Source organism: Alishewanella sp. d11 (assembly GCF_049390205.1).
GTDB lineage: Bacteria > Pseudomonadota > Gammaproteobacteria > Enterobacterales > Alteromonadaceae > Alishewanella.
Genome location: NZ_CP186547.1, coordinates 2,677,394 through 2,700,689, shown reverse-complemented (window position 1 = coordinate 2,700,689; position 23,296 = coordinate 2,677,394). Strand labels below are relative to the sequence as shown.

The window sequence follows — 23,296 nt, the reverse complement described above, 5'->3', positions numbered from 1 at the left end:
AGTCTTTTCATTACTGCTGTACGGTTCAGTTCCTTACACATACACTGCATGTAAGCTGCTAATAGAAAAGGGCCTTTCGGCCCTTTTCTTAAGGTTTACGCTTAGTCACAAACTTAATTAAAGTCACAAACTTAATTAAAGCAGTCACAAACTTAATTACACGCTGACATCAGCAGTAACCTTACCGATAATCTTCCGGGCTTGGACAGGCACACATCAGGTTGCGGTCGCCGTATACGTCGTCGATACGGGTTACCGTTGGCCAGAATTTGTTTTCTGCTACATATTTTACTGGGAAAGCAGCGTAGGTGCGCTCGTAGGCGCGATCCCAGCTTGGATCCAGAATATCGGCCATAGTGTGTGGTGCGTATGCCAGTGGGTTGTTATCCACTGTCCACTCGCCGGCTTCAACCTTGGCAATTTCGGCTCTGATCGTCGTCATCGCTTCGATAAACTTATCCAGCTCGGCTTTGCTTTCGGATTCGGTTGGCTCAATCATCAGCGTGCCGGCTACCGGGAAGCTCATCGTCGGTGAGTGGTAACCAAAGTCCATTAAGCGCTTAGCGATATCCATTTCGGTAATACCGCTTGCTTCTTTTAACGGGCGAATGTCGATAATACATTCGTGCGCCACGCGGCCATGGGTACCCACATACAGGATCGGGAAGTGTGGGCTTAATTTTTTCGCCACGTAGTTAGCATTTAAAATCGCAAACTCAGTCGCTTGTTTTAAGCCTTCGCTACCCATCATGGCAATGTACATCCAGCTGATTGGCAGAATGCCCGCGCTACCAAAAGGTGCAGCGGCTACAGCGCCATTACTTTCACCGGTACCGTCTATTTTTACGATACTGTGGTTAGGTAAAAACGGCGCTAAGTGGCTCTTCACGCCAATTGGTCCCATACCCGGGCCGCCACCACCGTGTGGAATACAGAAGGTTTTGTGCAGGTTTAAGTGTGATACGTCTGAACCGATAAAACCAGGTGAGGTTAAGCCTACCTGCGCGTTCATATTGGCACCGTCCATATACACCTGACCGCCGTAAGAGTGTACTACTTCACACAGCTCAGCGATGGTTTCTTCAAATACACCGTGGGTTGACGGGTAAGTTACCATGATAGCGGCTAAGCGATCGCCTACTTCGGCGGCTTTGGCTTTTAAGTCGGCCATATCGATATTGCCTGACTTGTCGCAATCAACTAAGACCACTTCATAGCTAGTCATCGCCGCAGTAGCTGGGTTAGTACCGTGGGCAGAGACTGGAATTAAACAGATGTTACGATGGCCTTCGCCACGGCTTTCGTGGTATTTACGAATGGCCACCATACCCGCGTATTCACCCTGTGCGCCTGAGTTTGGCTGCATCGAGATATTGTCGTAACCAGTGATATTCACCAGCCAATCGCCCAGTTGGGTGATCATCTGGTAGTAACCTTCAGCCTGATCGCGTGGTACGAACGGGTGTAATGAACCAAACTCTGGCCAAGTGATCGGGATCATCTCAGCCGTGGCGTTCAGTTTCATGGTGCATGAACCTAAGGAAATCATGGAGTGGTTCAGCGCTAAATCTTTGTTTTCCAGCTTTTTGATATAACGCAGCATCTCGGTTTCGCTATGATACTGGTTAAATACTGGGTGGCTTAATACCGCAGAAGTACGGGCTAAGTCGGCTGGGATAGAGGTTGAACCATTGGCGACGATTTGTGCATCAAGGGCGTTAACGTCTAAGCCATGACCGGCACCTAACACGATATCAAATAGCTCGGCGATATCGGCCGCTTTGGTGGCTTCGTTAAAACTTACCGCCAAGCTATCGGCTACATCGGTACGCAAGTTAACACCGGCAGCTAAGGCACGGGCAACAACGGCAGCACGATCAGCAACCTTGAACGTCACGGTATCAAACCAGTGGCTATTTACCAGCGCAACACCTTTGGCTTGTAAGCCAGCAGCAAAAATATCAGCGCTGCGGTGAATACGCTCGGCGATATCTTTTAAGCCTTGCGGGCCATGGTAAACCGCATAGAACGAGGCGATATTGGCCAGTAATACCTGCGCAGTACAGATGTTCGAGTTAGCTTTTTCACGACGGATATGCTGCTCGCGGGTTTGCATCGCCATACGCAAGGCTTGATTGCCACGGCGATCTTTTGATACACCAATAATACGGCCTGGCATAGAGCGCTTGTAGGCATCACGAGTCGCGAAGAACGCCGCATGTGGGCCACCGTAAGCCATAGGTACGCCAAAGCGCTGCATAGAGCCTAATACCACATCAGCACCCAGCTCGCCCGGGGCTTTTAACAGCATCAGCGCCATGGGATCAGTTGCCACGGCAACGATAGCTTTTTTCGCTTGTAAAGCCGCAATTAACGCGCTGTCGTTACGGATATCACCGTTAGTGGTTGGATACTGTATTAAGGCACCAAATACATCGTGCTCAGCGGCTTCGCTGGCTTTGCCCACAACAATGTCAAAACCAAACATTTCGGCGCGGGTTTTTACCACGTCGATGGTTTGTGGGTGCACGTCGTCAGCAATAAAATACAGGTTAGATTTGCTCTTGGTGACGCGCTTGGCTAGTGCCATCGCTTCAGCAGCGGCAGTGGCTTCGTCTAATAACGAGGCACTGGCCAGTTCCATACCGGTAATATCTAAGGATAACTGCTGGAAGTTTAATAAGGATTCTAAACGACCTTGGGCAATTTCTGGCTGGTATGGCGTGTACGCGGTGTACCAACCTGGGTTTTCTAACACATTACGCAGAATAACGTGTGGCGTCAGTGTTGGGTGATAACCCATACCAATGTACGACTTATACATTTTGTTTTTCGATGCAACCGCTTTTAAGTAGCTTAGGGCATCAACTTCGGTTTGGCTGTCGCCAATGGCCAAAGGCTTCGGTAAGCGGATGCTCTCGGGTACGGTTTGCGCAATCAGCTGCGCTACGCTGTCTACGCCAAGCTCTTGCAGCATTGCGGTGGTTTCGGCTGCATCTGGGCCAATATGGCGCTGCAGAAATTCGTCGTGTTTCGCAAGTTGCGTCAGGGTTTTCACTGCGGTATGGGTCATGCTAGTTGTCCTGGTGTTGATACAGGTTATTACACGGTACTGGTTGTTATACCCTTCGTCTTTCAACATGCACGGGGGTTGGCTGCGCCCGTGCATACTGAAAACTATTGGGTAGATACCCGGTTTGCCTTTTACTAACGTAAAGCCCCGTTTTGTACGGGGCTTTAGGCTGGCAGGATCTGCCGTTTTCTTATTCTTCGTCGACGATAGCTTGGTAACCGGCGGCGTCTAACAGCGCGCTCAGTTCCGCTTCATCAGCGATTTTAATTTTAAACATCCAGCCCTCTTCGTATGGGCTGCTGTTAACTAACTCTGGCGAGTCGCTTAACGCTTCGTTAATTGCCACGATTTCGCCAGATACTGGGGCGTAAATATCAGAAGCGGCTTTTACTGATTCGGCTACAGCACAATCGTCGTTCTGAGTCACGGTGTCACCCACTTCTGGTAATTCTACGAATACCATGTCACCTAACAGTTCTTGGGCGTGTTCAGTAATACCAACAGTGTAAACACCGTCACCGTCTGCACGCAGCCACTCGTGGCTGGAAGCGTATTTTAAATTTGCAGGGATGTTGCTCATGTTGTTTTCCTTAGCTGCTCTATTAACAGTTATATTATTTTTACTTGGTATTACGACGATTAAACTAATTTTTTACCGGCGCGAACAAAGGCAGGTTTAACTACCTTTACAGCCACCATTTTACCGCGGATATCGACTTCTGCCGTATCGGTAGTTGCTGCTGGCACACGGGCCATGGCAATACTAAAACCTAAAGTCGGGGAGAAAGTCCCTGAGGTAATCACCCCTTCACCGGCAGGCGTGACAACGCGCTGACCATGGCGTAATACGCCTTTTTGTTCCATCACTAAACCCACCAGTTTCTCGGTACCGGCGGCTTTAGCTTGCTCTAAGGCAGCACGGCCAATAAAAGCGCGATCCGTTGGCTCCCACGCAATAGTCCAGCCCATATTGGCGGCTAAAGGAGAGACGGTTTCGTCCATATCCTGACCATATAAATTCATACCAGCTTCTAAGCGTAATGTATCACGCGCGCCTAAACCACAAGGTTTAACGCCAGCGCTTAGCAGTTGCGTCCATAACGCAGGGGCTTGTGCGTTGGGTAAAGCAATTTCGTAGCCATCTTCACCAGTATAGCCGGTAGTTGCAATAAACAGATCGCCCGCTTGCACACCAAAAAACGGCTTCATACCGGCCACAGCCGCTTGCTGCTCGGCGGTTAATAAGGTGGCCACTTTGGCTTTAGCATTGGGGCCTTGCACCGCGATCATCGCAAATTCAGGACGCTCTGTAACAGTAACATTGAAGGCTTTGGCTTGGGCGGTGATATGGGCTAAATCTTTTTCGCGGGTGGCAGAGTTGACAACTAAACGGAAGAAATCTTCTTGCAGGAAATACACAATCAGGTCGTCTATTACCCCACCCTGCTCATTTAACATGCCGGTATAGAGGGCTTTACCGGGGGTAGTGAGTTTAGCAACATCGTTGGCTACTAAAACACGCAGAAAATTGCGGGTATTGGCACCGGTTAAATCAATGATGGTCATGTGCGATACATCAAACATTCCAGCGTCTTGACGCACGGCATGGTGTTCTTCAATCTGCGAGCCATAGTTAATTGGCATTTCCCAGCCGAAGAAGTCAACCATCTTGGCACCTGCAGCCAGGTGGCTGGCATGTAACACGGTTTTTTGAGCCATTATTTTTTCCTACTGATTGTGAGGGTAGGCAGCAGTAAATGGATTGCAAGTTAAAGCCGTTAAATTTCAGCTAGTTAAGCGCAAACCTTGCTACCTCAACTAAAAAATACCTCTGGATTATACCGCAAGGCACCGTCGGTAAACAGCCCAATTTGGATTACTTTTTGTAATGCGACAGTAGCGATTACCAAAAAATCTAAGGCGAATTATGACAATTTTGCTGAAGCTACACAGAGACAGTAACCAGATTGCTTTAAGCCAAGTCTCGAAGGCATGGATGCCTGAGTGAAGCCTACAGGGATGTATTCACGGCGGCTTGGCGTAAGCAATGTGGTTATAGGCTTCTAATTTAGTACTTTGCTATCTCCGGTAAATCGCCGCTATTACCCAGTGCCGCTGCCATAAGTTTTTGTTTTACGCCCGGCAATTTATCAGCCAACACTAAACCTGCGCCCCGTAACAGCTTTAACGGGGCTAAATCATTACTAAAACCGCGTTTAAAAGCTTCCATAGTAGCAATCATGCTTTGTGCTTGGGCTTTGCGCCAGCGTTGGTAGGCTTGCAAGGCACGGGCTTCATAAAGTGGCTTACCTGCAGTCAATTGCTTACCGAGAATTTGCGCCAGTGCGGCAACGTCCATTAGCCCTAGGTTCATGCCCTGCCCAGCTAAGGGATGAATACTGTGGGCCGCATCGGCGACCAAAAGCACACGGCCACGTACCCATTCGCTGGCATAGCGCATTTTCAACGGGTAAGCTTGTCGAGTACTGTGTAAACTTAGACAGCCGAGTACACTTTGGCTAGCCGCCGTTAGCGCCTGATTAAAAGCATTATCGTCTAAGGCCATCAGTGCTTTAGCGCGATCAGTGTCGGCACTCCAGACAATAGAGCATAAATTCGCATCTGGTAAGGGTAATAAGGCTAAAGGTCCGGTAGCCAGAAAGGCTTGGCGGGCGGTGGCTTGGTGTGCTTCTTCGCAAGCAATCACCGCAACAATGGCCTGCTGATTATAATCCCAATGTGTTAGCGGTAATTGCTGCTGTTGCCGCACAAAAGAGTTAACGCCATCAGCACCAACCAATAATTGGCTAAGCAGGATCTGGCCGTTATTCAGCTGCACCAGCACATCACGTTCGGTTTGCGCCAGTTGGCTTATCTCAACATTAAAATACCACTGAATAGTCGGCTGTTGCTGCACTTGTAAATACAGCTGCTGGCGAATGGCTTCGTTATCGCAAATCCAGCCCAGCTCGGGTAATTGCGGTGGCTCAGCACTAAAGGCAATCCGCCCAAAACTGTCGGCTTCCCATACTTGCATCTGGCTATAAGGAGCCGCTTGCGCGGCAATGCCCTGCCAAACGCCAAGTTTACTTAGCACCCGCATCGAGGCGGGGTTAAGGGCACTCACCCGCTGATAAGCTGGCGTGGCCAATTCGGGTGCAGCGCCTTTTTCGATAATCGCAATGCTTAAGCCAAGTTCGGCCAGTAATAAAGCCAGGGTTAAGCCGGCGCTACCGGCGCCGACAATAGTCACATCAAGATTTTGCATACTGCGCTCCAAAACCCATGGTCTGGCGAGCCAGTGGTGTTTTTAAATCATCGCACATTAGCATCGCAAACAGCCCGAGGTTGCGCGCCAGCGCCACCAGCCGTGAACGATTCGAAAAAGTGCGCACTAAGGCATCGGTTAACCAAATTACCCGCTGCATATCGGCCTGCCGTGCCAGCTCGTATTGCCGCAATTGCGCATAACTGCCCACCTCGTTATCCGCTTGTGCTAATAACGCACTCAGACAATCAATATCGCGCAGCGCCAAGTTAAAACCTTGGCCGGCAATCGGGTGCAAACTGTGTAGGCTATTCCCTAGCAAGGCGGCTCGATGGCTAACCACCTGCGGGCTTTGCCTAAGCACTAACGGATAAGCGGCGCGCTTACCGCAGCCGCTAAATACGCCAGCACGATAACCAAACGCCTGTTGCACCTTGGCCAAAAAATCTGACTCTGACAGTGCTAACAGCGCATCAGCCTCGGCGGGAGGTACTGTCCACACTAAAGAGTAGCGATTATTGGTAAGCGGTAACAAGGCTATGGGGCCATATTCGGTAAAACGTTCGAAGGCTTTGTTTTGATGGCGCTGTGCCAAGGCCAAATTAGCGATAATGGCGGTTTGCGCATAAGGCGTTTCCTGCTGCGGCACGGCCACTAATTGGCGCGTTGCCGACTGGCCGCCTTCGGCAATGACCAGTAATCGGGTTTCTAATACGGTGCCGTCATTCAGTGTCAGCTGTGCGCTAGTGTCACTGCGGCGAAGCGCGCTGATCTGTTTAGGCTGCCAGCGCGTTAACTGTGGTGCTGCGGCTAACTGCTCTGCTAACACGGCGCCCACATGCTCAACCTCTATCACTTGCCCTAACGCTGGCACGCGATATTCCGCCGCACTTAGCCAAGTTTTGCCAAAATGGCCACGATCGGATACCGCAATATCCATGATCGGACAGCCAAAAGGCGCGAGCTTGTCCCAAATACCAAATTGCTGCAACAGCTGCACACTGCCAGCCGATAGCGCAATACTGCGGCTATCAAAACTGGCTTTTGGTGAAGTCTCGGCGTGTTGCTCTACTATGGCTATGGTCAGTGTTGGGCAACGCTGGGTTAACGCTAGCGCTAACATCGAGCCGGCCATACCGCCACCGGCGATCACCACATCATAAACTCTAGGGCTTGCCTGCGTTGCATCACTCTGTGCAGAAGTAAGCATTTCTGTCATGCGTTTTGTATTCTTCTTGGCTACGGCTTTAGCACGGGGCTTTAGCCTGATTATTTTTCATTAATTGTTCAATATCGCCTAGCGTTTTTACACAGCCAGCGGTGAGATTCTCAGCGCCCTCGTTGGTCACCAGAATATTATCTTCAATCCTAACGGCAAGCCCCCACCACTTTTCGGCAGTGCTCGAGCCTGAGGCGATATAAAGGCCGGGTTCAATGGTTAATACCATACCTGGCACAAAGGGTCTGTCTGCAGTGGCTACTTTATAAGCGCCTACATCATGTACGTCTAACCCCAGCCAATGGCCTATACCATGCATAAAATACTGCTTGCAGGCTTTATTTGTGATGAGCTCGGTCAAATCTCCCTGCAAAATCCCTAATTGCAGCAGGCCTTTCGTCAGGATCTGTTCGGCAATGGTATTGAGTTCAGCAAAGGTTGTGCCGGGCTTAACGGCGGCGATACAAGCAAGCTGGGCTTCTAACACCAGCTCGTACAATGCCGCTTGCTCAGGTGAAAAACGCCCACTAACAGGAAAAGTACGACTGATATCAGCGGCATAGCCAGCCAGTTCGCAACCGGCATCAATCAGCACTAAATCGCCCGCTTTTAGCTGGCTGCTGTTTTCGGTGTAATGCAAAATACAGCCGTTTTCGCCGCTACCCACTATGCTGTTATAAGCTGGATAACGCGCGCCCTGCATGGCAAATTCGTGCAGAATTTCCGCTTCTAATTGATATTCAAAGGCGCCTGAGTGGCAAAACTGCATAGCGCGATGATGCGCCTGGCTGCTAATTTGCGCGGCGCGGCGCATCATCGTTAGCTCAGCGTCATCTTTAATTAATCGCTGTTCACTGCTAAAGGGGCGTAGGTCCTGCAAAGCTAAAGGCGCAATATCGCCACGCTTTTCGCGCTGCCGCAGGCCTTGCATAATGCAGGCTAGCTGCTGCTCTAAGGCTGGATGCTCGCCTAAGTTAAGGTACACCGCATGCTTGCCGTTAATGGCCTGCGTAAGCTGCTCGTGTTGCTCGCTAATACTGGCGGCCTTAAGCCCAAGGGTAGTGAAGGCCGCTGCTGGCCCCAACCGGCGACCCTGCCAAATTTCGGCCAGTGGATCTTTATCGCGGCACAGTAATAACGCCTCGCACTGTGCTTGCTGATCTTTGCTTAAAATCAGCAACGCATCGGGTTCATTAAAGCCCGTGTAATACCAAAAATCGCTGTTTTGCCGAAACGGATACTCGGTATCCCGACTGCGAGTTTGCTCTGTTGCGGCGGGGATTAATACCACCGAGTTTGCGGGTAACTGAGCTAATAGTTGCTGGCGACGCTGCAAATAACAATCTGATTGCATGCTAATTCTCTTAAATTAAAATCGCGTGAAGAAGAAACGCCCCCCATCGTCGCACGCTGGCTACAACAGGGTTTAGGCAGCCAGAACTAGTGCAGCGTTTTACTGAGCGGACCTTTGTCTATTGGCTTTACGCCCACCTCGTTAAAGCAACTAAATACCATCAAGCGAATATGCTCTAGCACCATAAAGTAGGCTTCTTCATTTTCCTCTGCACTGCTGTCGTCCTGCGTCGCAATATCCAGCTTGGTCACTTCAGTTAATTGCTCTACGGCTTCTCGTATATCGCTAGACAGTATAGAAAGATCAGTTTGCTGTACCGCAAAGCCCACTAAAAACGCTTGCGTCCACTCCACCATGGCTTCCAAGCGTTCGACTAAAGCATCATCATCATTGGGTAGCAACAGCGCAAAATCGTAATCGCCACTTTGCAGGCTTTGCGCCGTATTGCTGATCAATTGCTGTACATCGGTTTTTAGTGCTTGGGGTAAGGCCTGACCATCATTTAAAAAATCATAGAGTACGGCTAAAAAATCCGAGCTTTGCGCCGCTAAGCCGCCGCTTAATAAACCACTGATTAAACCATGTAATTCTGCGGCCGAGGCCATAACAAAGGCGCCGTCGAGCGCTGCACTCCAGCGATCATAGCTTTGAATCAACGAACTGGAAGTTAAAGTATTGGCCATGGCCGCCTCGCTATTTCGCTAAAAAGAATCTCTTCACCTGATGACATATGCTACCACCACCCTCGCCCTTCGCCAACCTTAAGCACCTAGGCTAACATTAAGCTTTTTCGTCAAGCTTAGACACCTTGGTCAACCTTAAATAGCTAAGCCCGCCTTAAGCAATAGCCCAGTTAAGCGACAAGACGCATAAACAAGCAGCAGTTAGACCAATTTCCTATCGATTAACTTAGACAGCAATTTTTAGAGTGGTATACTTAAGGTGTTCTCTGGGTTGCTTGTAATGTGTTGATGTCCCTGAGCCGATAATTGTTTTACTAAGGGATGTTTCTGTGTCACTTTTGTGCAGGCCCAGCTTGTACTGGGAAGCCTACGGTGGCCATTGCCGTTCCGCCTTGAACCTATGGTTCAAGGGCTTAAACATGTTACGGCAATTCCGGAGAACACTTAGCCTTTTTATGCTATCTTGCAGCCATGCTATGTTTTGCCTCCTTATCTACTATGCAAAACCGTCAACAACTCAGATCTGAAATTCGTCGCCGCCGCCAAGCCTTAACGGCTGCCGAACAACAACACGCCGCCACAGTGCTTGCAGAGCAAGTATTACAGCACCCCTCTTTAATGGCGCTACAGCACTTTGCGCTGTACCTAACCAACGAAGGCGAAATTAACACTGCACCGCTTATTCACGCATTCCTCGCCGCCGGAAAAAACCTGTATTTACCGGTGCTTCACCCTTTTGCTGCCGGCTATTTGCTATTTCAACATTATCGACCGCAAACACCATTACAGCCAAACCGCTTTGGTATTGCCGAGCCGGTATTAAATTGTGCTGAAATTAAGCCCCTAGCAGAGCTAGACGTTATCTTTACGCCCTTAGTTGCCTTTGATAGTCAGGGGCAGCGCTTGGGCATGGGCGGGGGCTTTTATGATCGCACCTTAGCGCAGTTGCCTTTCGATGCGACGACAACAGTGATAGGTTTGGCACATGACTGCCAGCAGGTTACGGCAGTGCCGGTTGAAGCTTGGGATAAGCCACTGGATGCCGTTATTACCCCCAGCCAGTATTTTCAATTCAAGCTGTAATAAGGCTCGCCAACGAGTAAAAAGCAACGCTGTATTTTTTTACTGCAAAAGATATACTATCCGTCTGTATGGCTAAATGCACAAAGTGATTCTAATGACGCAAGATGAAATGAAACGTAATGCTGCCCGAGCAGCGCTAGCATTTATTCCGGCCAAGAGTATAGTCGGTGTGGGTACGGGGTCGACCGTAAATCATTTTATCGATGCACTCGCTGAGATTAAAGAGCAGATTGCTGGCGCAGTCTCTAGCTCTGAGCAGTCGACGACTCGCTTAAAAGCGCTCGGCATTCCCGTGCTTGACCTCAATAGCGTGGAGCATTTTAGCGTCTACATTGATGGTGCAGACGAAATTAACCCACAGCGTCACATGATTAAAGGCGGCGGTGCTGCCCTTACCCGTGAAAAAATTGTGGCCGCCGTAGCCGATACCTTTATTTGTATCGTTGATAATAGCAAGCAGGTTGAAGTATTGGGTAAGTTCCCTTTACCGGTGGAAGTTATCCCAATGGCCAGCGCCTATGTTAGCCGCGAGTTGGCGAAATTAGGTGGCACCCCGGTGCTACGGGAAAAGGTTATTACCGATAATGGCAATGTGATTATTGATGTGCATGGTTTGCAGATCATCGATCCTCTTGTCACCGAGCAACAAATAAACAATATTGTGGGCGTGGTCACTAACGGCATTTTTGCCCATCGTGCAGCAGATATCGTCTTAGTGGGCACTGCTGACGGTACGCAAACCTTAAAATAATAATAACCGTGATCAACACGGCTTTAAGCCAAGGCAGCATTTTTATTTAATCAAGCACAAGAGAAGTAACATGGAAAAATTTTCGCTGGCAAAAGACAAAATTAAGATCCTGCTGCTGGAAGGCTTACACCAAAGTGCGGTTCAAACCTTTAAAGATCAGGGCTATACCAATATCGAGTATCTGAAAACCTCGCTACCCGAAGATGAGCTAATTGAACGTATCAAAGATGCGCATTTTATTGGTATTCGCTCGCGTACCCAGCTTACCGAAAACGTGCTGGAAGCAGCAAGTAAGCTGGTGGCCATTGGCTGTTTTTGTATCGGTACTAATCAGGTTGATTTAACAGCTGCTTTAAAACGCGCCATTCCGGTGTTTAATGCACCTTTCTCCAACACTCGTTCGGTTGCCGAGTTGGTGCTGGGGCAAATTATTATGTTATTGCGCGGTATTCCGCAGCGTAATGCCGCGGCCCATCGTGGCGAGTGGTTAAAAACGGCCGATCAATCTTTTGAAGCTCGGGGTAAGACTTTAGGTATTATTGGTTATGGTCATATCGGTACCCAGCTTAGCATTATGGCTGAGCAACTTGGGATGCGGGTGCAGTTTTACGATATTGAGAGCAAGTTAGTCTTAGGTAACGCTACTCAGGTCGATTTAGCCACAGTACTAAAAACCTCGGATGTGATTAGCTTACATGTACCGGAAACTGCGCAAACCCAAAATATGATTGGCGAAGCCGAATTAGCGCTAATGAAGCACGGTGCCATCTTAATTAACGCTTCGCGCGGCACTGTAGTGGATATTGATGCGTTAACCGCAGCGCTTGAGAGTAAAAAACTGGCTGGTGCCGCCATTGACGTTTTCCCAGTCGAACCAAAAGGCAATAACGAAGAGTTTGTGTCGCCACTGCGCCAGTTTGATAATGTGATCCTAACTCCACATATCGGTGGTTCAACTCAAGAAGCACAGGAAAACATTGGTTTTGAAGTCGCCGGAAAATTGGTGAAATACAGCGATAATGGCTCTACCCTTTCTGCGGTGAATTTCCCAGAAGTGTCCCTACCAGAGCATAAAGATCGGGCGCGCTTGCTGCATATCCATAAAAACCAGCCAGGCATGCTAACCAAGATCAACGAAGCCTTTGCGAAGCATAATGTGAATATCGCGGGTCAATATCTGCAAACTAATCAGGAAATTGGTTATGTGGTAATCGATATTGAATCGGCTGATCGTGAGTTGGCCTTAAATGAGTTGAAGGCGATTCCAGGCACCTTAAGAGCCCGTGTTTTACACTAAAACTGGGCTGGTTACAAAAAGATAGGGGCCGCAAGGGCCCCTATTTGTTAGCTAGTTAGCCAAATTAGGTACCAATAATACCACCATCGTCTTTAGTGATAATCACCGTGGCTGAACGCGGACGACTAGTGCCACCTGCTGGCCAGTTGCTGGTGAAATTCGTCGCAGTCGAGCGATCGCCAGGGTGCTGGATATTCACAAACATCGTACGATGATCGGGTGTCATAATCACCCCTGTCACTTCGCAATCTGTAGGGCCAACTAAAAAGCGTTTAATCTGCCGGCTGGTTGGATCAGCAACAAGCATTTGGTTATTGCCATAAGGCCCTGTACTTTGTTGCGAACCGCTCATATCGGTTTGGATCCAAAGTAAGCCATTATCATCAAACCATAAACCGTCTGGGCTGGCTAAGTGATTATCAGCAGTCAGTACCAAATTAGATCCAGGGGTAGCCGTACCGACATCGCCAGCAAGCAAGAAAATATCCCAATCAAACTGCACAGCAGCAATATTACTGCGCTCTTTCCAGCGAATAATATGGCCTGTAGTATTGTTTGCGCGAGGGTTGGCAGCATCCACTGTAGCTTCTGTTCTGCGCGTGTTATTAGTTAAAGTAAAATAAACTTCTGATGTTTCTGGATGGACAGCGCCCCACTCAGGACGATCCATTTTCGTTGCTCCAACCACATCGGCGGCTAAACGGGTATTTAAAAGTACATCCGCTTGATCGCTAAATACCACACCGGCCACCGCAGCTTTAGCAATAAATTCTGGGTTAGTGATATCTAGTGGTAACCAATCACCTGAACCATCTGCATTAAAGCGCGCCACGTACAATGTGCCTTCATTCAGCAAATGACCACCAGCGGTATTTTTAAAGTACGGTGCTTTAGAGACAAACTTGTAGATATACTCGTTGCGTGCATCATCACCAGAATAGGCAACAATAGGCTCACCTTCGGTAACATTAGCAAATACAATGCCTTCATGCGCGAAACGCCCCAAGGCTGTACGCTTTTGTGGCACGCTATCTGGGTTAAAAGGATCAATCTCGACGATCCAACCAAAGGTATTAGGTTCATTACGATAATCTTCAGCGGCCGAAGCGGCTAAAGTTGACGCATTAAAACGACTAAAACGATCCGCGCTTGGTGTCGCAGTTTCCCAGAAATAACGGCCATTACTGCGGCCTACCCCATAGCGACTGTGCTCACGAACTTGGGTTGCGTCGCTATTCATAAAATAACCGGCCCAGTTTTCCTCAGCCGTCAAATAAGTTCCCCAAGGCGTATAGCCATGGGCACAGTTATTGATTGTGCCACGGGTCATGGTGCCATCTTGGCTATACTTGGTGACCAGTTTGCTGTGACCACGCACCGGACCAGACATTGCCATTGGCGTTTCCGCAGTAATACGGCGGTTAAAAGGACTATTTGCGACCACTTGCCATTCATTTTGCGCATTTTTCTGAATATGCACCACGCTAACGCCATGTGCTGCAATTTCCTTCGCGGCTTGCTCTGCTGGTCTCGGTAATACTGGGCCTTGTGGATGCAGTACATTAGGCTCAACATATTCGTGGTTCATAACCAATAAGCCTTCAGCAGAGTTATTACCACCGTTACGCACATCAATTGGGAAAAAGTGCATACCATCGTGATTCATGCCCATTTGCATGGCCTGCTCTTGTGCAGTATTGGTGGCATCTTCTAAAAAGTTCGGGTAAGTCCCGGTGATTGGCGTACCCCAAGCAAGAAAAGGTTTAGCCGTGTAACCTGCAGGTACGGTGACAGCATCAGCACGATTAGTCGCTAACGCTGCAAAACCTAAAAAGGTAGGCGCTGGCGCAACATTAACCGGGGGCGTAGGTTCAGCAGTGTCACTGCTATTACAGCCGGTTAAACCAACGCCAAGAATACCTGATACTGCGGCGGCTAAGCTACCTTTTAAAAAGCTACGGCGCGCAATCCGTGTTTCTACGATATCTTGAAAAGAAGGATTAGCAGAGTGGTTGCTAATAGGATCGATACCAGAGTTATCAATACTGGCCATCGGCTTTAGGGTCGTCATACAAAAGCTCCTGCGATTTATATAATAATAATTTCGCGAAGATTGAAACAATTAATTGTTAAAATTGAATGACGGAATAATGTTACTTTTAATACACTTAAATTACGAATTTAAAAAGCATAAACCAAAGAGGCGGAGGTTTCAGTATCAAGTGTTTCCAATTTGTCTTCAGGCCTTGAGTTAAAATGCGCGGTAAAACTTAAACGCATGGCTAAGCGTCCATTAATTTGCGAGGTTAAACTAGAGCGGCTACTGTACATGGTATTTTCGCCATCTAAAGATACATTCCCCTCAAAAGTTTGCCGAAAACGACTCCCTTTATACAACTCCTGTTCATAATTAACGGCTAGAAACCAAATAAGTCCCTTGGTGCTATTTCCTGCAGCACTTTCGCGAAAAGCAAAACCAGGCCCTGTCTCTAAATCAAGATAATTAGCTTGGCGTTCATAGACCCGGTTTGCGTAACCTGTTGCCAGCGAACCTTGTTGCTTGAAAGCACCAAACATATCATAAGCATAAGCACCACGACCAAAAAAGGATTGAGTACCAGAAAGAAACTTATAGTTGCTTTGGCCAGAGAAAGCATAGCGTTTTACCGTCGTTTGCCTGCCTGTTTCACCCGTCACCTCATCGATATACTGGTTTTTTTGCAGGCGTCCTTGGATGTTATAGCGGTTTCGGAACAGCTCGGTGTCATGCACCATTTCAGAGGATATCCGCCAGCCTCGCGCATCGGTATTGCCTTCTAAAAATAAGAAGCCGACCTCAATATCACCCGTAATAGTGCCTAAAAAACCTAAATCGATTAGACCAGGGACATTAATTTCATCCCCTTCAGGCTCTTCGTCAGCCATGGCATTAAAAGAAAATAAACTGAATAAAAATAGTAAAATGGGCATTGTTCACAATAATTTTTAGGCATACTGCATCTGCAAAAAATAACGCCCGGCTAGCCAGGCGTTACTGAAACCTGCTTATGCGTTTTCTGCACGTTGTCGAATATATTCTAAGGCCAGCTCAATGCGAGCTAACACACGCTCTTTACCAATTAGCTGCAAAGTGATATCCAAAGCCGGAGAATTACCACCGCCCGTCACCGCAACCCTTAACGGCATGCCGACTTTCCCCATACCTAAACCTAAAGCTTCTGCTGCAGCATTAATTTCAGTATGAATAGCCTCAACAGACCAAACATCAATATCAGCCAGTTTGGCTTTCACCAAGGCTAAAGGTTCCGCAGCAACCGCTCTTAAATGCTTTTTCGCAGCATTTTCTTCAAACTCAGCAAAGTCTTCATAAAAATAACGGCTTACTTCAACCAGCTCTTTTAAGGTTTTTACCCGCTCGGCTTGTACCTTAATTACCTCAGTAATGGCTGGCCCCTGCGTAACATCTAACTTTTGCTCGTTGAGGTGCCAAGTAAGCTGTTGAGCAACCTGCTCTGCTGGCAGCGTTTTCATATAATGCTGATTTAACCAAATTAGCTTGTCGGTATTAAAGGCCGATGGGGCGCGATTACAAGCAGATAGGTCGAATAGTTGCACCAGTTCATCTAAACTAAAAATCTCCTGATCACCGTGTGACCAACCCAGCCGAACTAAATAGTTAAGCAAGGCTTCCGGTAAAAAGCCGTTATCACGGTATTGCATCACCCCAACAGCACCATGCCGTTTTGACAAACGTTTGCCATCGTCACCCAAAATCATAGGAACATGGGCATACTTCGGCAGTTCAGCGCCCAGCGCCGCTAAAATATTCATTTGCCGTGGCGTGTTGTTAACATGATCATCACCACGAATTACATGCGTAATACCCATTTGCCAATCGTCCACCACTACCGTTAAGTTGTAGGTGGGTGTACCGTCACTTCGGGCGATAATGAGGTCATCCAATTCCGCATTGGCAATCTCAATCCGACCTTTGATTAAATCATCAATGACCACCACGCCATCTAGCGGATTTTTAAAGCGGATCACGTAAGGTTTATCGGTTGGATGATCGGTGCGATCGCGCCACATACCATTGTATTTCGGTTTTTCACCTGCAGCCATTTGCGCTTCGCGCATCGCATCCACTTCTTCAATCGTACAAAAGCATTTATAAGCTTTGCCTTCAGCTAACAGCTTGGCAACGACCTCTTTATACAAATCAAAGCGTTTGGTCTGATAGTATGGGCCTTCGTCATAATCCAAACCCAACCACTGCATGCCTTCAAGGATCGCATCTACCGAGGCTTGGGTTGAACGCTCTAAATCGGTATCTTCAATCCGTAGAATAAATTTGCCGCCAAGTTTACGGGCATATAACCAACTAAATAAAGCAGTACGGGCGCCACCTACGTGTAAATAGCCGGTTGGGCTTGGCGCAAAACGGGTCACTAATGACATAAAATTTCCATTGCTGACAGAACAAGACTAAGAAGGCTATTGTAGCAATGCAAGGCTGTAGATGCACCCAAGCATAACGGTTAGTCATCGACTTTTTTCAAACTTGTCTTGCAAAGTGAGTCTAAATGGCCTTTACTGCTTAATTTTGCGGCAAGCAAACCCAATTTTAGAAAATAAAGTTGACACTGTTTTCTCGCTCCCTATAATGAGCGCCATCACAGCGTGGATTGTTAGCTCAGCTGGGAGAGCACCGCCCTTACAAGGCGGGGGTCACTGGTTCGAACCCAGTACAATCCACCAACTTTTTAATAAGTTTTCGCTGTATACTCCCATGGATTGTTAGCTCAGCTGGGAGAGCACCGCCCTTACAAGGCGGGGGTCACTGGTTCGAACCCAGTACAATCCACCAAATTTCTAGTAAGTTTCGCTTTATACTCCCATGGATTGTTAGCTCAGCTGGGAGAGCACCGCCCTTACAAGGCGGGGGTCACTGGTTCGAACCCAGTACAATCCACCAAATTTCTAGTAAATTTTCGCTTTACAACCCCAAAATTTGCTAGCTCTGCTGCAAGATCACCGCCCTATTCTTTACCAAGACACGGTTGCCACTAGCTCGAACCCAGTACAATCCACCAAATTTCTAGTAATTTTCGCTTTATACTCCCATGGATTGTTAGCTCAGTTGGGAGAGCACCGCCCTATTCTTTACTACAAGATATATCGAACACAATTCAGCTAAACCGCAAGTAACAGCAGATTCAAGATCGGTGCAACGCCCTTAGCTGGGTAGTAATTTTCTCCACCGGCTTCGAGGATCACATCCCTGTGCCCACTCAGCCTACGCAGCATCCTTGCTGCTGTTACAAAAATTCTACCGCAGCCAAGGGCTTAAATAAGCTAAGTGGGCCATTGGGCTACAACAAGAACAAAACGAGGTGGTAAACGCATAGTACACTTTGACCGAGGGCGTGTTTTTCATGGATGAAAAACACAAATTCGTCAGGAACGAATTTGAACAGCGCTTGCGCTGGCCCGCAGGGTAAACTTCAGGATGAAGTTTATAACAGCCCCCATGGATGGGTTCACGGCGTCCCTCGGCAAAGTTGTACGGCGCGTTTAGCCACCGGATGCACTAATCTAGAATCTGCGTAACGTTAAGAAACTGCAGATTCAAGCTCGGAGCAACGCCCTTAGCTGGGTAGTAATTTTCTCCACCGGCTTTGAAGTTTCTTTTCTAGGATCGCTTCAACCAAACCGTCAGGCTGCTTGCAGCCGATATTGCACACAAAGACGCCGTGAATACCTCCCTGTAGGGGTTACAAACTTCATCCATGAAGTTTGCCCTGCGGGCCAGCTAAAGCTGTTCAAATTTGCTCCAGCAAATTTGTCTGTCCGGCATCCATGCCGTACACGCTTTGTTTAGCAATATCGGCTCGCTGCCTGACTGTATTGGTGTTTTTTAACAGATGGCAAACTGGCTTCCTAACAGCCAAGGGCTTAAAAAAATTGATGTACCGTCACGAAACTTAGAAATCAAACGAGGTGGTAAACGCATAGTATCCTTTTTAGGGGACATATCGGGCCAAACAGAAATCAAACGAGGTGGTAAACGCATAGTACACTTTGACCGAGGGCGTGTTTTTCATGGATGAAAAACAGGAGCCCCCATGGATGGGTTAACGGCGTCCCTCGGCAAAGTTGTACGGCGCGTTTAGCCACCGGATGCACTAATCTAGAATCTGCGTAACGTTAAGAAACTGCAGATTCAAACCCGCTATAATATTAATTACAGATTAACAGTTAACCCGCGCATAAAAATTGCTATAGTATAAACATCTTACTGACGCAGGATACTTGCTGTAGATGGATAGTTCGCTAAAGCGCAATGAACGAATTCTCATTATTGATGAACAAGCATTATCGCAGAGCTATTTACGTTTCGCCTTAGAGCAACTTAAATATCAAGATATCACCATAGCCGATAAGCCGCAGCTCGCCTTACAACTGTGCCGCGACATTCACTACGATCTCATTATCTGCTCTTATAACCAAGGCGATGGTAAAGACGGCTATCAACTTTACGAAGAGCTAAAATTTAGCGGCTTGCACAAACACGCCACCGGCGTAATTTTTATCAGCGCTGAAACAGATCCGACGTTAGTGCATAGCGTTATCGAATTACAACCTGATGAATTTCTTGCAAAACCTTTTGTAATAAGAGATTTGCAGCTGCGCATTGAACGCGTCCTAAAACGTAAAACTGAACTCAGAACCCTATACCAATTCTTAGATTCCGGCAATCAGCACGGTGCGCTGCAATATATTGACGAGCAGCTCACTGATGCAAAACAGCGCAAATGGTTTCCATTGCTGTTAAAACTGAAAGGCGACATTTTAGTTAGCCAGCAGCAGTTCGCAGATGCCGAGCACTATTTCAAAGCGATGCTCGCCATTCAACCATTTAGCTGGGCAAAAATGGGGCTTGTGCGTTGCTATGTCGCCTTGGGTAAAGAAACAGAAACCTTTAGTGAACTGGAGGCGATGTTACTGCGCACAGATAGCCGATTATTTGCGCTGGATCTGTTAGCAGAATTAGAATTTAAGCAAAAACGCTATCAAAATGCACAACAACATTTGATCCATGCTGCCGATTTAGCACCCAGAAATTTATTGCGCCAGCAAAAACTGCTGCAATTATCTCGCTTAAACCACGATTATGAGATGCAATATCGGGCGGCCAAGGATATGGTGAAATTTGCCCGTTATTCTATTTTTGAACAACCTGATCTGTATTTAAATCTCGCGCGCGCCAGTATTGATTTTGCCTTAGCAACTGAAGATGAAGAGCAAAATAGCCGGTTAAATAGACAAGCAAATCAAAGCTTGCAGAGTTTACAAAAACAATTTTCAAAACAAGATTTAAGCGAGCAACAACAGATCTTAAAAGCTCGGCTGCTGTATCTGCAAGATCATAAAGACAAAGCCAAAGCATTATTACATGATTTAAAAATAGACAGCCCGATACAGTCACTGGAAGATGCGTTAGACAAAGCCAAAGCACTGCATGAAGTGGGATTAACTGAAGCATCGCAGCAGCTGTTTGCCCAGATTAGCCAACATTGTTTGCGCCAACAGGCAGATCCCATGTTCAAAGCGTACTTAACGCAGGAGCAAGCCGAGCGTAAGCAAATGCAACAAGGCCCACGCGAGCTGAATAATAATGCGGTACAGCTATATCAACGAGGTCATTGGGAGCAAGCATTTAACGCCTTTTCACTGGCACATCAAGTTATGCCAAAAAACGTGGGGATTGCCTTAAATCTGTGGCAAACCTTATTGCTTTCACCCCGTCCTCTTTGCTCTGCTATTGAGAAAACACGTTTATTAAAACAATGCCAGCAAGTGCTTAGTCATGGCAATTTAAAACCTGATCAACAAACTCGTTATGAGCAAATTAAGCAGCGCCTACCTAGCGCTTCATTATAAGTGGCCATGGGGTAGAAAGTGCTTCACTTGAGTATTAAGGCTTGGTAACTGGCTCGGGCCATTCGCGAAATACTAGCGGTAGGGTTTTCGAACTAAGCAGCCAGAATAACCCAAGCCCCAACAACACAACTGACACTATGCGCCAAGGGGCATCTAAAATCGCATCCGCGGGTAAGGTGAATAGCGTATAAGCGAAGTCCGCAGTACAGCATACGAGCAGCAAGGGCTTACTGAAACGCCAGACGGGTCGCCAAGCGGCACTGCGTTTATCGCTTCGCTGTGACAAGGCGGCCACCAGCAATAAAACCGGTAACGCGATCACACAAGCGATCAAAAAGTCTTGTTGATAGGGATAAAACAGTTTTATCAGATCTTTTTGTTGGGCTGGCACGGTCAACACCAATAGCCAGCATAAATAAGGTCTGAGTAGTAATAATAACAGCCAATAAAAACGCTGGGGTATTGGCGTCAATCCATATTTATCTAGTAATGGCCACTCTTTCATAACGAATTATTTATGCCTATGCCCTGATGTTTAACGCTATGCCGACCTAGCCATCTGCCTGCTACAAACATTAATTTGCTACACCGTATTGTTGGAATAAGGCTAGCATCTGCTGCTCATCCCACACCGGCACCTGTAACTCGGCCGCTTTGACCAATTTTGATCCCGCACTTTCACCGGCAATCACCGCATGGGTTTTCGCCGAAACAGAACCCGAGACTTTAGCACCTAGCCGTTGTAATAACGCCTTGGCTTCGTCACGTCCCATACTGGTGAGCGTACCGGTAAGCACGATAGTTTGTCCAGCAAGGGGTTGCTCACTGGCTTGCACTTTAGCAATAGTTGGCCACTGCACGCCTTGCGCTAACAATGCCGCAACCACCTGCTGATTATGTGGTTCATGAAAGAAATTATAAAGATGTTCCGCCACTACAGTGCCAACATCTTGAACCGCCAATAACTGCTCTAAGCTCGCATTAGCCAACGCTTCCAGCGTAGTAAAGTGATTTGCTAAGTTAAGTGCTGTCGCTTCACCCACTTCGCGAATACCCAGCGCATAGATAAAACGTGGCAAGGTCGTCTGTTTGGCCTGTTTAATCGCATTTAATAACTTAAGTGCCGACTTCTCGGCCATTCGCTCTAAACCAACCAGTGCTGGCATATCTAAAGCAAAAATCGCATCAGGTGTTTTAACTAAGCCCTGCTCAACTAATTGTTCAACTAACTTATCGCCCAGACCCTCAATATCAAGGGCTTTGCGGGAGACAAAGTGTTTTAAGGCTTCTTTTAATTGGGCTGCACAATATAACCCACCCGTGCAGCGCGCCACGGCTTCACCGCTGACTCTCTCAATCTGCGAGGCACAGACTGGGCACACCTCAGGAAAATGCACTGGGCGAGCCGAAGCTGGACGCTGTTCTAACACAACAGCCACGATCTGCGGGATCACATCGCCAGCACGCCGGACTATAACAGTATCGCCAATTTGCACGCCCAAGCGATTTATTTCATCCTGATTGTGTAAGGTGGCATTACTGACCGTCACACCGCCAACATTGACCGGCACTAATCGCGCTACGGGTGTAATGGCGCCGGTTCGTCCAACCTGAAAATCAACATCCAGTAAGGTCGTTAGCATTTCTTGTGCAGGAAATTTAAACGCAATAGCCCACCGTGGCGCTCTGGCCACAAACCCCAGCGCTTGCTGTTGGCTTAACTGACTGACTTTAATCACCACACCATCGATTTCATAAGCCAGCTCGGCTCGGCGCTTTAGAATGGCGTGGTAGTAACTCAGCGCATCAGCTTCTCCGCTAACCAGCCGAATTTCTGGGCACACTGGCAGCCCCCACTCCTTTAACTGCTGTAACCGCTGATAATGGCAGTCATTATTCAGATAACTTGCAGGATCCTCGACCAAGCCCACCGCATAGGCATAAAACATCAGCGGCCGTTTCGCGGTAATCGCCGGATCAAGTTGCCGCAAACTGCCTGCTGCGGCATTGCGTGGGTTGGCAAAAACTTTTTCACCTTGTTGCTTTGCTTGCTCATTTAACTTGGCAAACCCTGCCAATGGCATAAAGACTTCACCACGCACTTCAAGCACCGGCGGCACGTTATTACCCTTTAACTTTAGGGGAATAGCGCGAATCGTGCGGATGTTTGCAGTGATATCCTCGCCCGTGTTGCCATCGCCCCGGGTTGCCGCTTGCACAAAAATGCCCTGTTCATAACGGATGCTAACGGCTAAACCATCTAACTTAGGCTCGCAACAAAAGCGAAACTCCCCAGTAAAATCAAGCCTATCGCGCATACGCTTTACAAAGGCAGTAAAGTCCGTTTCAGCAAAGGCATTATCTAAAGACAGCATAGGAAGGCTATGTTGTACTTGCGAAAATTTCGCTAAAGGCGCGCCGCCCACCCGTTGCGTCGGCGAGTCACTGGTGACTAACTCTGGATAAGCTTGCTCCAGCTGCTGTAACTCTCGATAAAGCCTATCGTATTCAGCATCGGGTACAGTGGGCGCATCTAAAACATAATACTGATAGTTATAGTCGGCCAGCTGCACACGCAGTGTCGCGACTTGCTCTGTGGGGCTTTGCTTGATCATCGTCGTAAA

16 protein-coding genes, 3 tRNA genes and 1 other RNA gene are annotated in these 23,296 nt (G+C 47.9%); 8 read left to right on the top strand and 12 right to left on the bottom strand.

What is annotated here, in order from left to right; genetic code table 11:
• Positions 1-181 precede the first annotated feature (181 nt).
• From gcvP to ACO1PK_RS12310, 7 genes are all read right to left on the bottom strand, one after another.
• The gene (gene gcvP, locus ACO1PK_RS12340) at positions 182-3,073 is read right to left on the bottom strand and encodes an aminomethyl-transferring glycine dehydrogenase (RefSeq protein WP_423185915.1); all 2,892 of its coding nucleotides are present in this window, start codon (positions 3,071-3,073) and stop codon (positions 182-184) included.
• Between the two features lie 190 nt (positions 3,074-3,263).
• Positions 3,264-3,653 carry a glycine cleavage system protein GcvH gene (gcvH, locus tag ACO1PK_RS12335; RefSeq protein WP_423185914.1) on the bottom strand — a complete coding sequence of 130 codons (390 nt, stop codon included), beginning with the start codon at positions 3,651-3,653 and terminating at the stop codon, positions 3,264-3,266.
• A 59-nt stretch (positions 3,654-3,712) separates the two neighbouring features.
• Positions 3,713-4,792 (bottom strand): glycine cleavage system aminomethyltransferase GcvT, encoded by a 1,080-nt coding sequence (gcvT, locus tag ACO1PK_RS12330; protein WP_423185913.1) that lies wholly within the window; start codon positions 4,790-4,792, stop codon positions 3,713-3,715.
• A 349-nt stretch (positions 4,793-5,141) separates the two neighbouring features.
• Positions 5,142-6,341 (bottom strand): FAD-dependent monooxygenase, encoded by a 1,200-nt coding sequence (locus ACO1PK_RS12325; RefSeq protein WP_423185912.1) that lies wholly within the window; start codon positions 6,339-6,341, stop codon positions 5,142-5,144.
• Positions 6,328-7,560, bottom strand: a complete 1,233-nt coding sequence (ubiH, locus tag ACO1PK_RS12320) for a 2-octaprenyl-6-methoxyphenyl hydroxylase (RefSeq protein WP_423185911.1) — start codon at positions 7,558-7,560, stop codon at positions 6,328-6,330. Before ubiH ends, ACO1PK_RS12325 begins: the two co-directional genes overlap by 14 nt.
• 28 nt (positions 7,561-7,588) lie before the next feature.
• The gene (gene pepP / locus ACO1PK_RS12315; RefSeq protein WP_423185910.1) at positions 7,589-8,914 is read right to left on the bottom strand and encodes a Xaa-Pro aminopeptidase; all 1,326 of its coding nucleotides are present in this window, start codon (positions 8,912-8,914) and stop codon (positions 7,589-7,591) included.
• A gap of 86 nt (positions 8,915-9,000) precedes the next feature.
• Positions 9,001-9,597: a UPF0149 family protein gene (locus ACO1PK_RS12310; RefSeq protein ID WP_423185909.1), complete on the bottom strand. Its 597-nt coding sequence runs from the start codon at positions 9,595-9,597 to the stop codon at positions 9,001-9,003.
• Between the two features lie 260 nt (positions 9,598-9,857).
• On the opposite strand from ACO1PK_RS12310, the gene ssrS reads away from it, so the two are divergent.
• The 4 genes from ssrS (at position 9,858) to serA (ending at position 12,728) form a co-directional block, all read left to right on the top strand.
• Positions 9,858-10,041: non-coding RNA, 6S RNA (gene ssrS, locus ACO1PK_RS12305), on the top strand.
• Positions 10,042-10,095: 54 nt separating this feature from the next.
• Positions 10,096-10,680, top strand: coding sequence for a 5-formyltetrahydrofolate cyclo-ligase (locus ACO1PK_RS12300; protein ID WP_423185908.1), 585 nt, complete (start codon positions 10,096-10,098; stop codon positions 10,678-10,680).
• Between the two features lie 94 nt (positions 10,681-10,774).
• On the top strand, positions 10,775-11,431 hold the full coding sequence (gene rpiA / locus ACO1PK_RS12295; RefSeq protein WP_423185907.1) for a ribose-5-phosphate isomerase RpiA: 657 nt from the start codon (positions 10,775-10,777) through the stop codon (positions 11,429-11,431).
• Positions 11,432-11,501: 70 nt separating this feature from the next.
• Positions 11,502-12,728, top strand: a complete 1,227-nt coding sequence (gene serA / locus ACO1PK_RS12290) for a phosphoglycerate dehydrogenase (protein ID WP_423185906.1) — start codon at positions 11,502-11,504, stop codon at positions 12,726-12,728.
• Between the two features lie 64 nt (positions 12,729-12,792).
• Here the strand turns inward: serA and ACO1PK_RS12285 are convergent, their stop codons facing one another.
• From ACO1PK_RS12285 to gltX, 3 genes are all read right to left on the bottom strand, one after another.
• Complete coding sequence (locus ACO1PK_RS12285; protein ID WP_423185905.1) at positions 12,793-14,799, bottom strand: PhoX family protein; 2,007 nt, start codon at positions 14,797-14,799, stop codon at positions 12,793-12,795.
• Positions 14,800-14,909: 110 nt separating this feature from the next.
• A complete protein-coding gene (locus ACO1PK_RS12280) occupies positions 14,910-15,698 on the bottom strand; it encodes a DUF481 domain-containing protein (protein WP_423185904.1) in 789 nt (262 codons plus the stop codon).
• A 75-nt stretch (positions 15,699-15,773) separates the two neighbouring features.
• Entirely contained in the window at positions 15,774-17,186 is a 1,413-nt protein-coding gene (gene gltX, locus ACO1PK_RS12275) for a glutamate--tRNA ligase (RefSeq protein WP_423185903.1), read from the bottom strand.
• A gap of 224 nt (positions 17,187-17,410) precedes the next feature.
• On the opposite strand from gltX, the gene ACO1PK_RS12270 reads away from it, so the two are divergent.
• The 4 genes from ACO1PK_RS12270 (at position 17,411) to ACO1PK_RS12255 (ending at position 20,672) form a co-directional block, all read left to right on the top strand.
• Positions 17,411-17,486 (top strand) — tRNA-Val (locus ACO1PK_RS12270).
• Between the two features lie 33 nt (positions 17,487-17,519).
• Positions 17,520-17,595, top strand: a tRNA-Val gene (locus ACO1PK_RS12265).
• Between the two features lie 32 nt (positions 17,596-17,627).
• Positions 17,628-17,703, top strand: a tRNA-Val gene (locus ACO1PK_RS12260).
• 1,346 nt (positions 17,704-19,049) lie between these two features.
• Positions 19,050-20,672 (top strand): response regulator, encoded by a 1,623-nt coding sequence (locus ACO1PK_RS12255; RefSeq protein ID WP_423185902.1) that lies wholly within the window; start codon positions 19,050-19,052, stop codon positions 20,670-20,672.
• A gap of 34 nt (positions 20,673-20,706) precedes the next feature.
• Here ACO1PK_RS12255 and ACO1PK_RS12250 read toward each other — a convergent pair whose 3' ends face one another.
• Positions 20,707-21,177, bottom strand: a complete 471-nt coding sequence (locus tag ACO1PK_RS12250) for a DUF2919 family protein (protein WP_423185901.1) — start codon at positions 21,175-21,177, stop codon at positions 20,707-20,709.
• A 70-nt stretch (positions 21,178-21,247) separates the two neighbouring features.
• On the bottom strand, positions 21,248-23,284 hold the full coding sequence (ligA, locus tag ACO1PK_RS12245) for an NAD-dependent DNA ligase LigA (RefSeq protein ID WP_423188215.1): 2,037 nt from the start codon (positions 23,282-23,284) through the stop codon (positions 21,248-21,250).
• Positions 23,285-23,296: the final 12 nt, after the last annotated feature.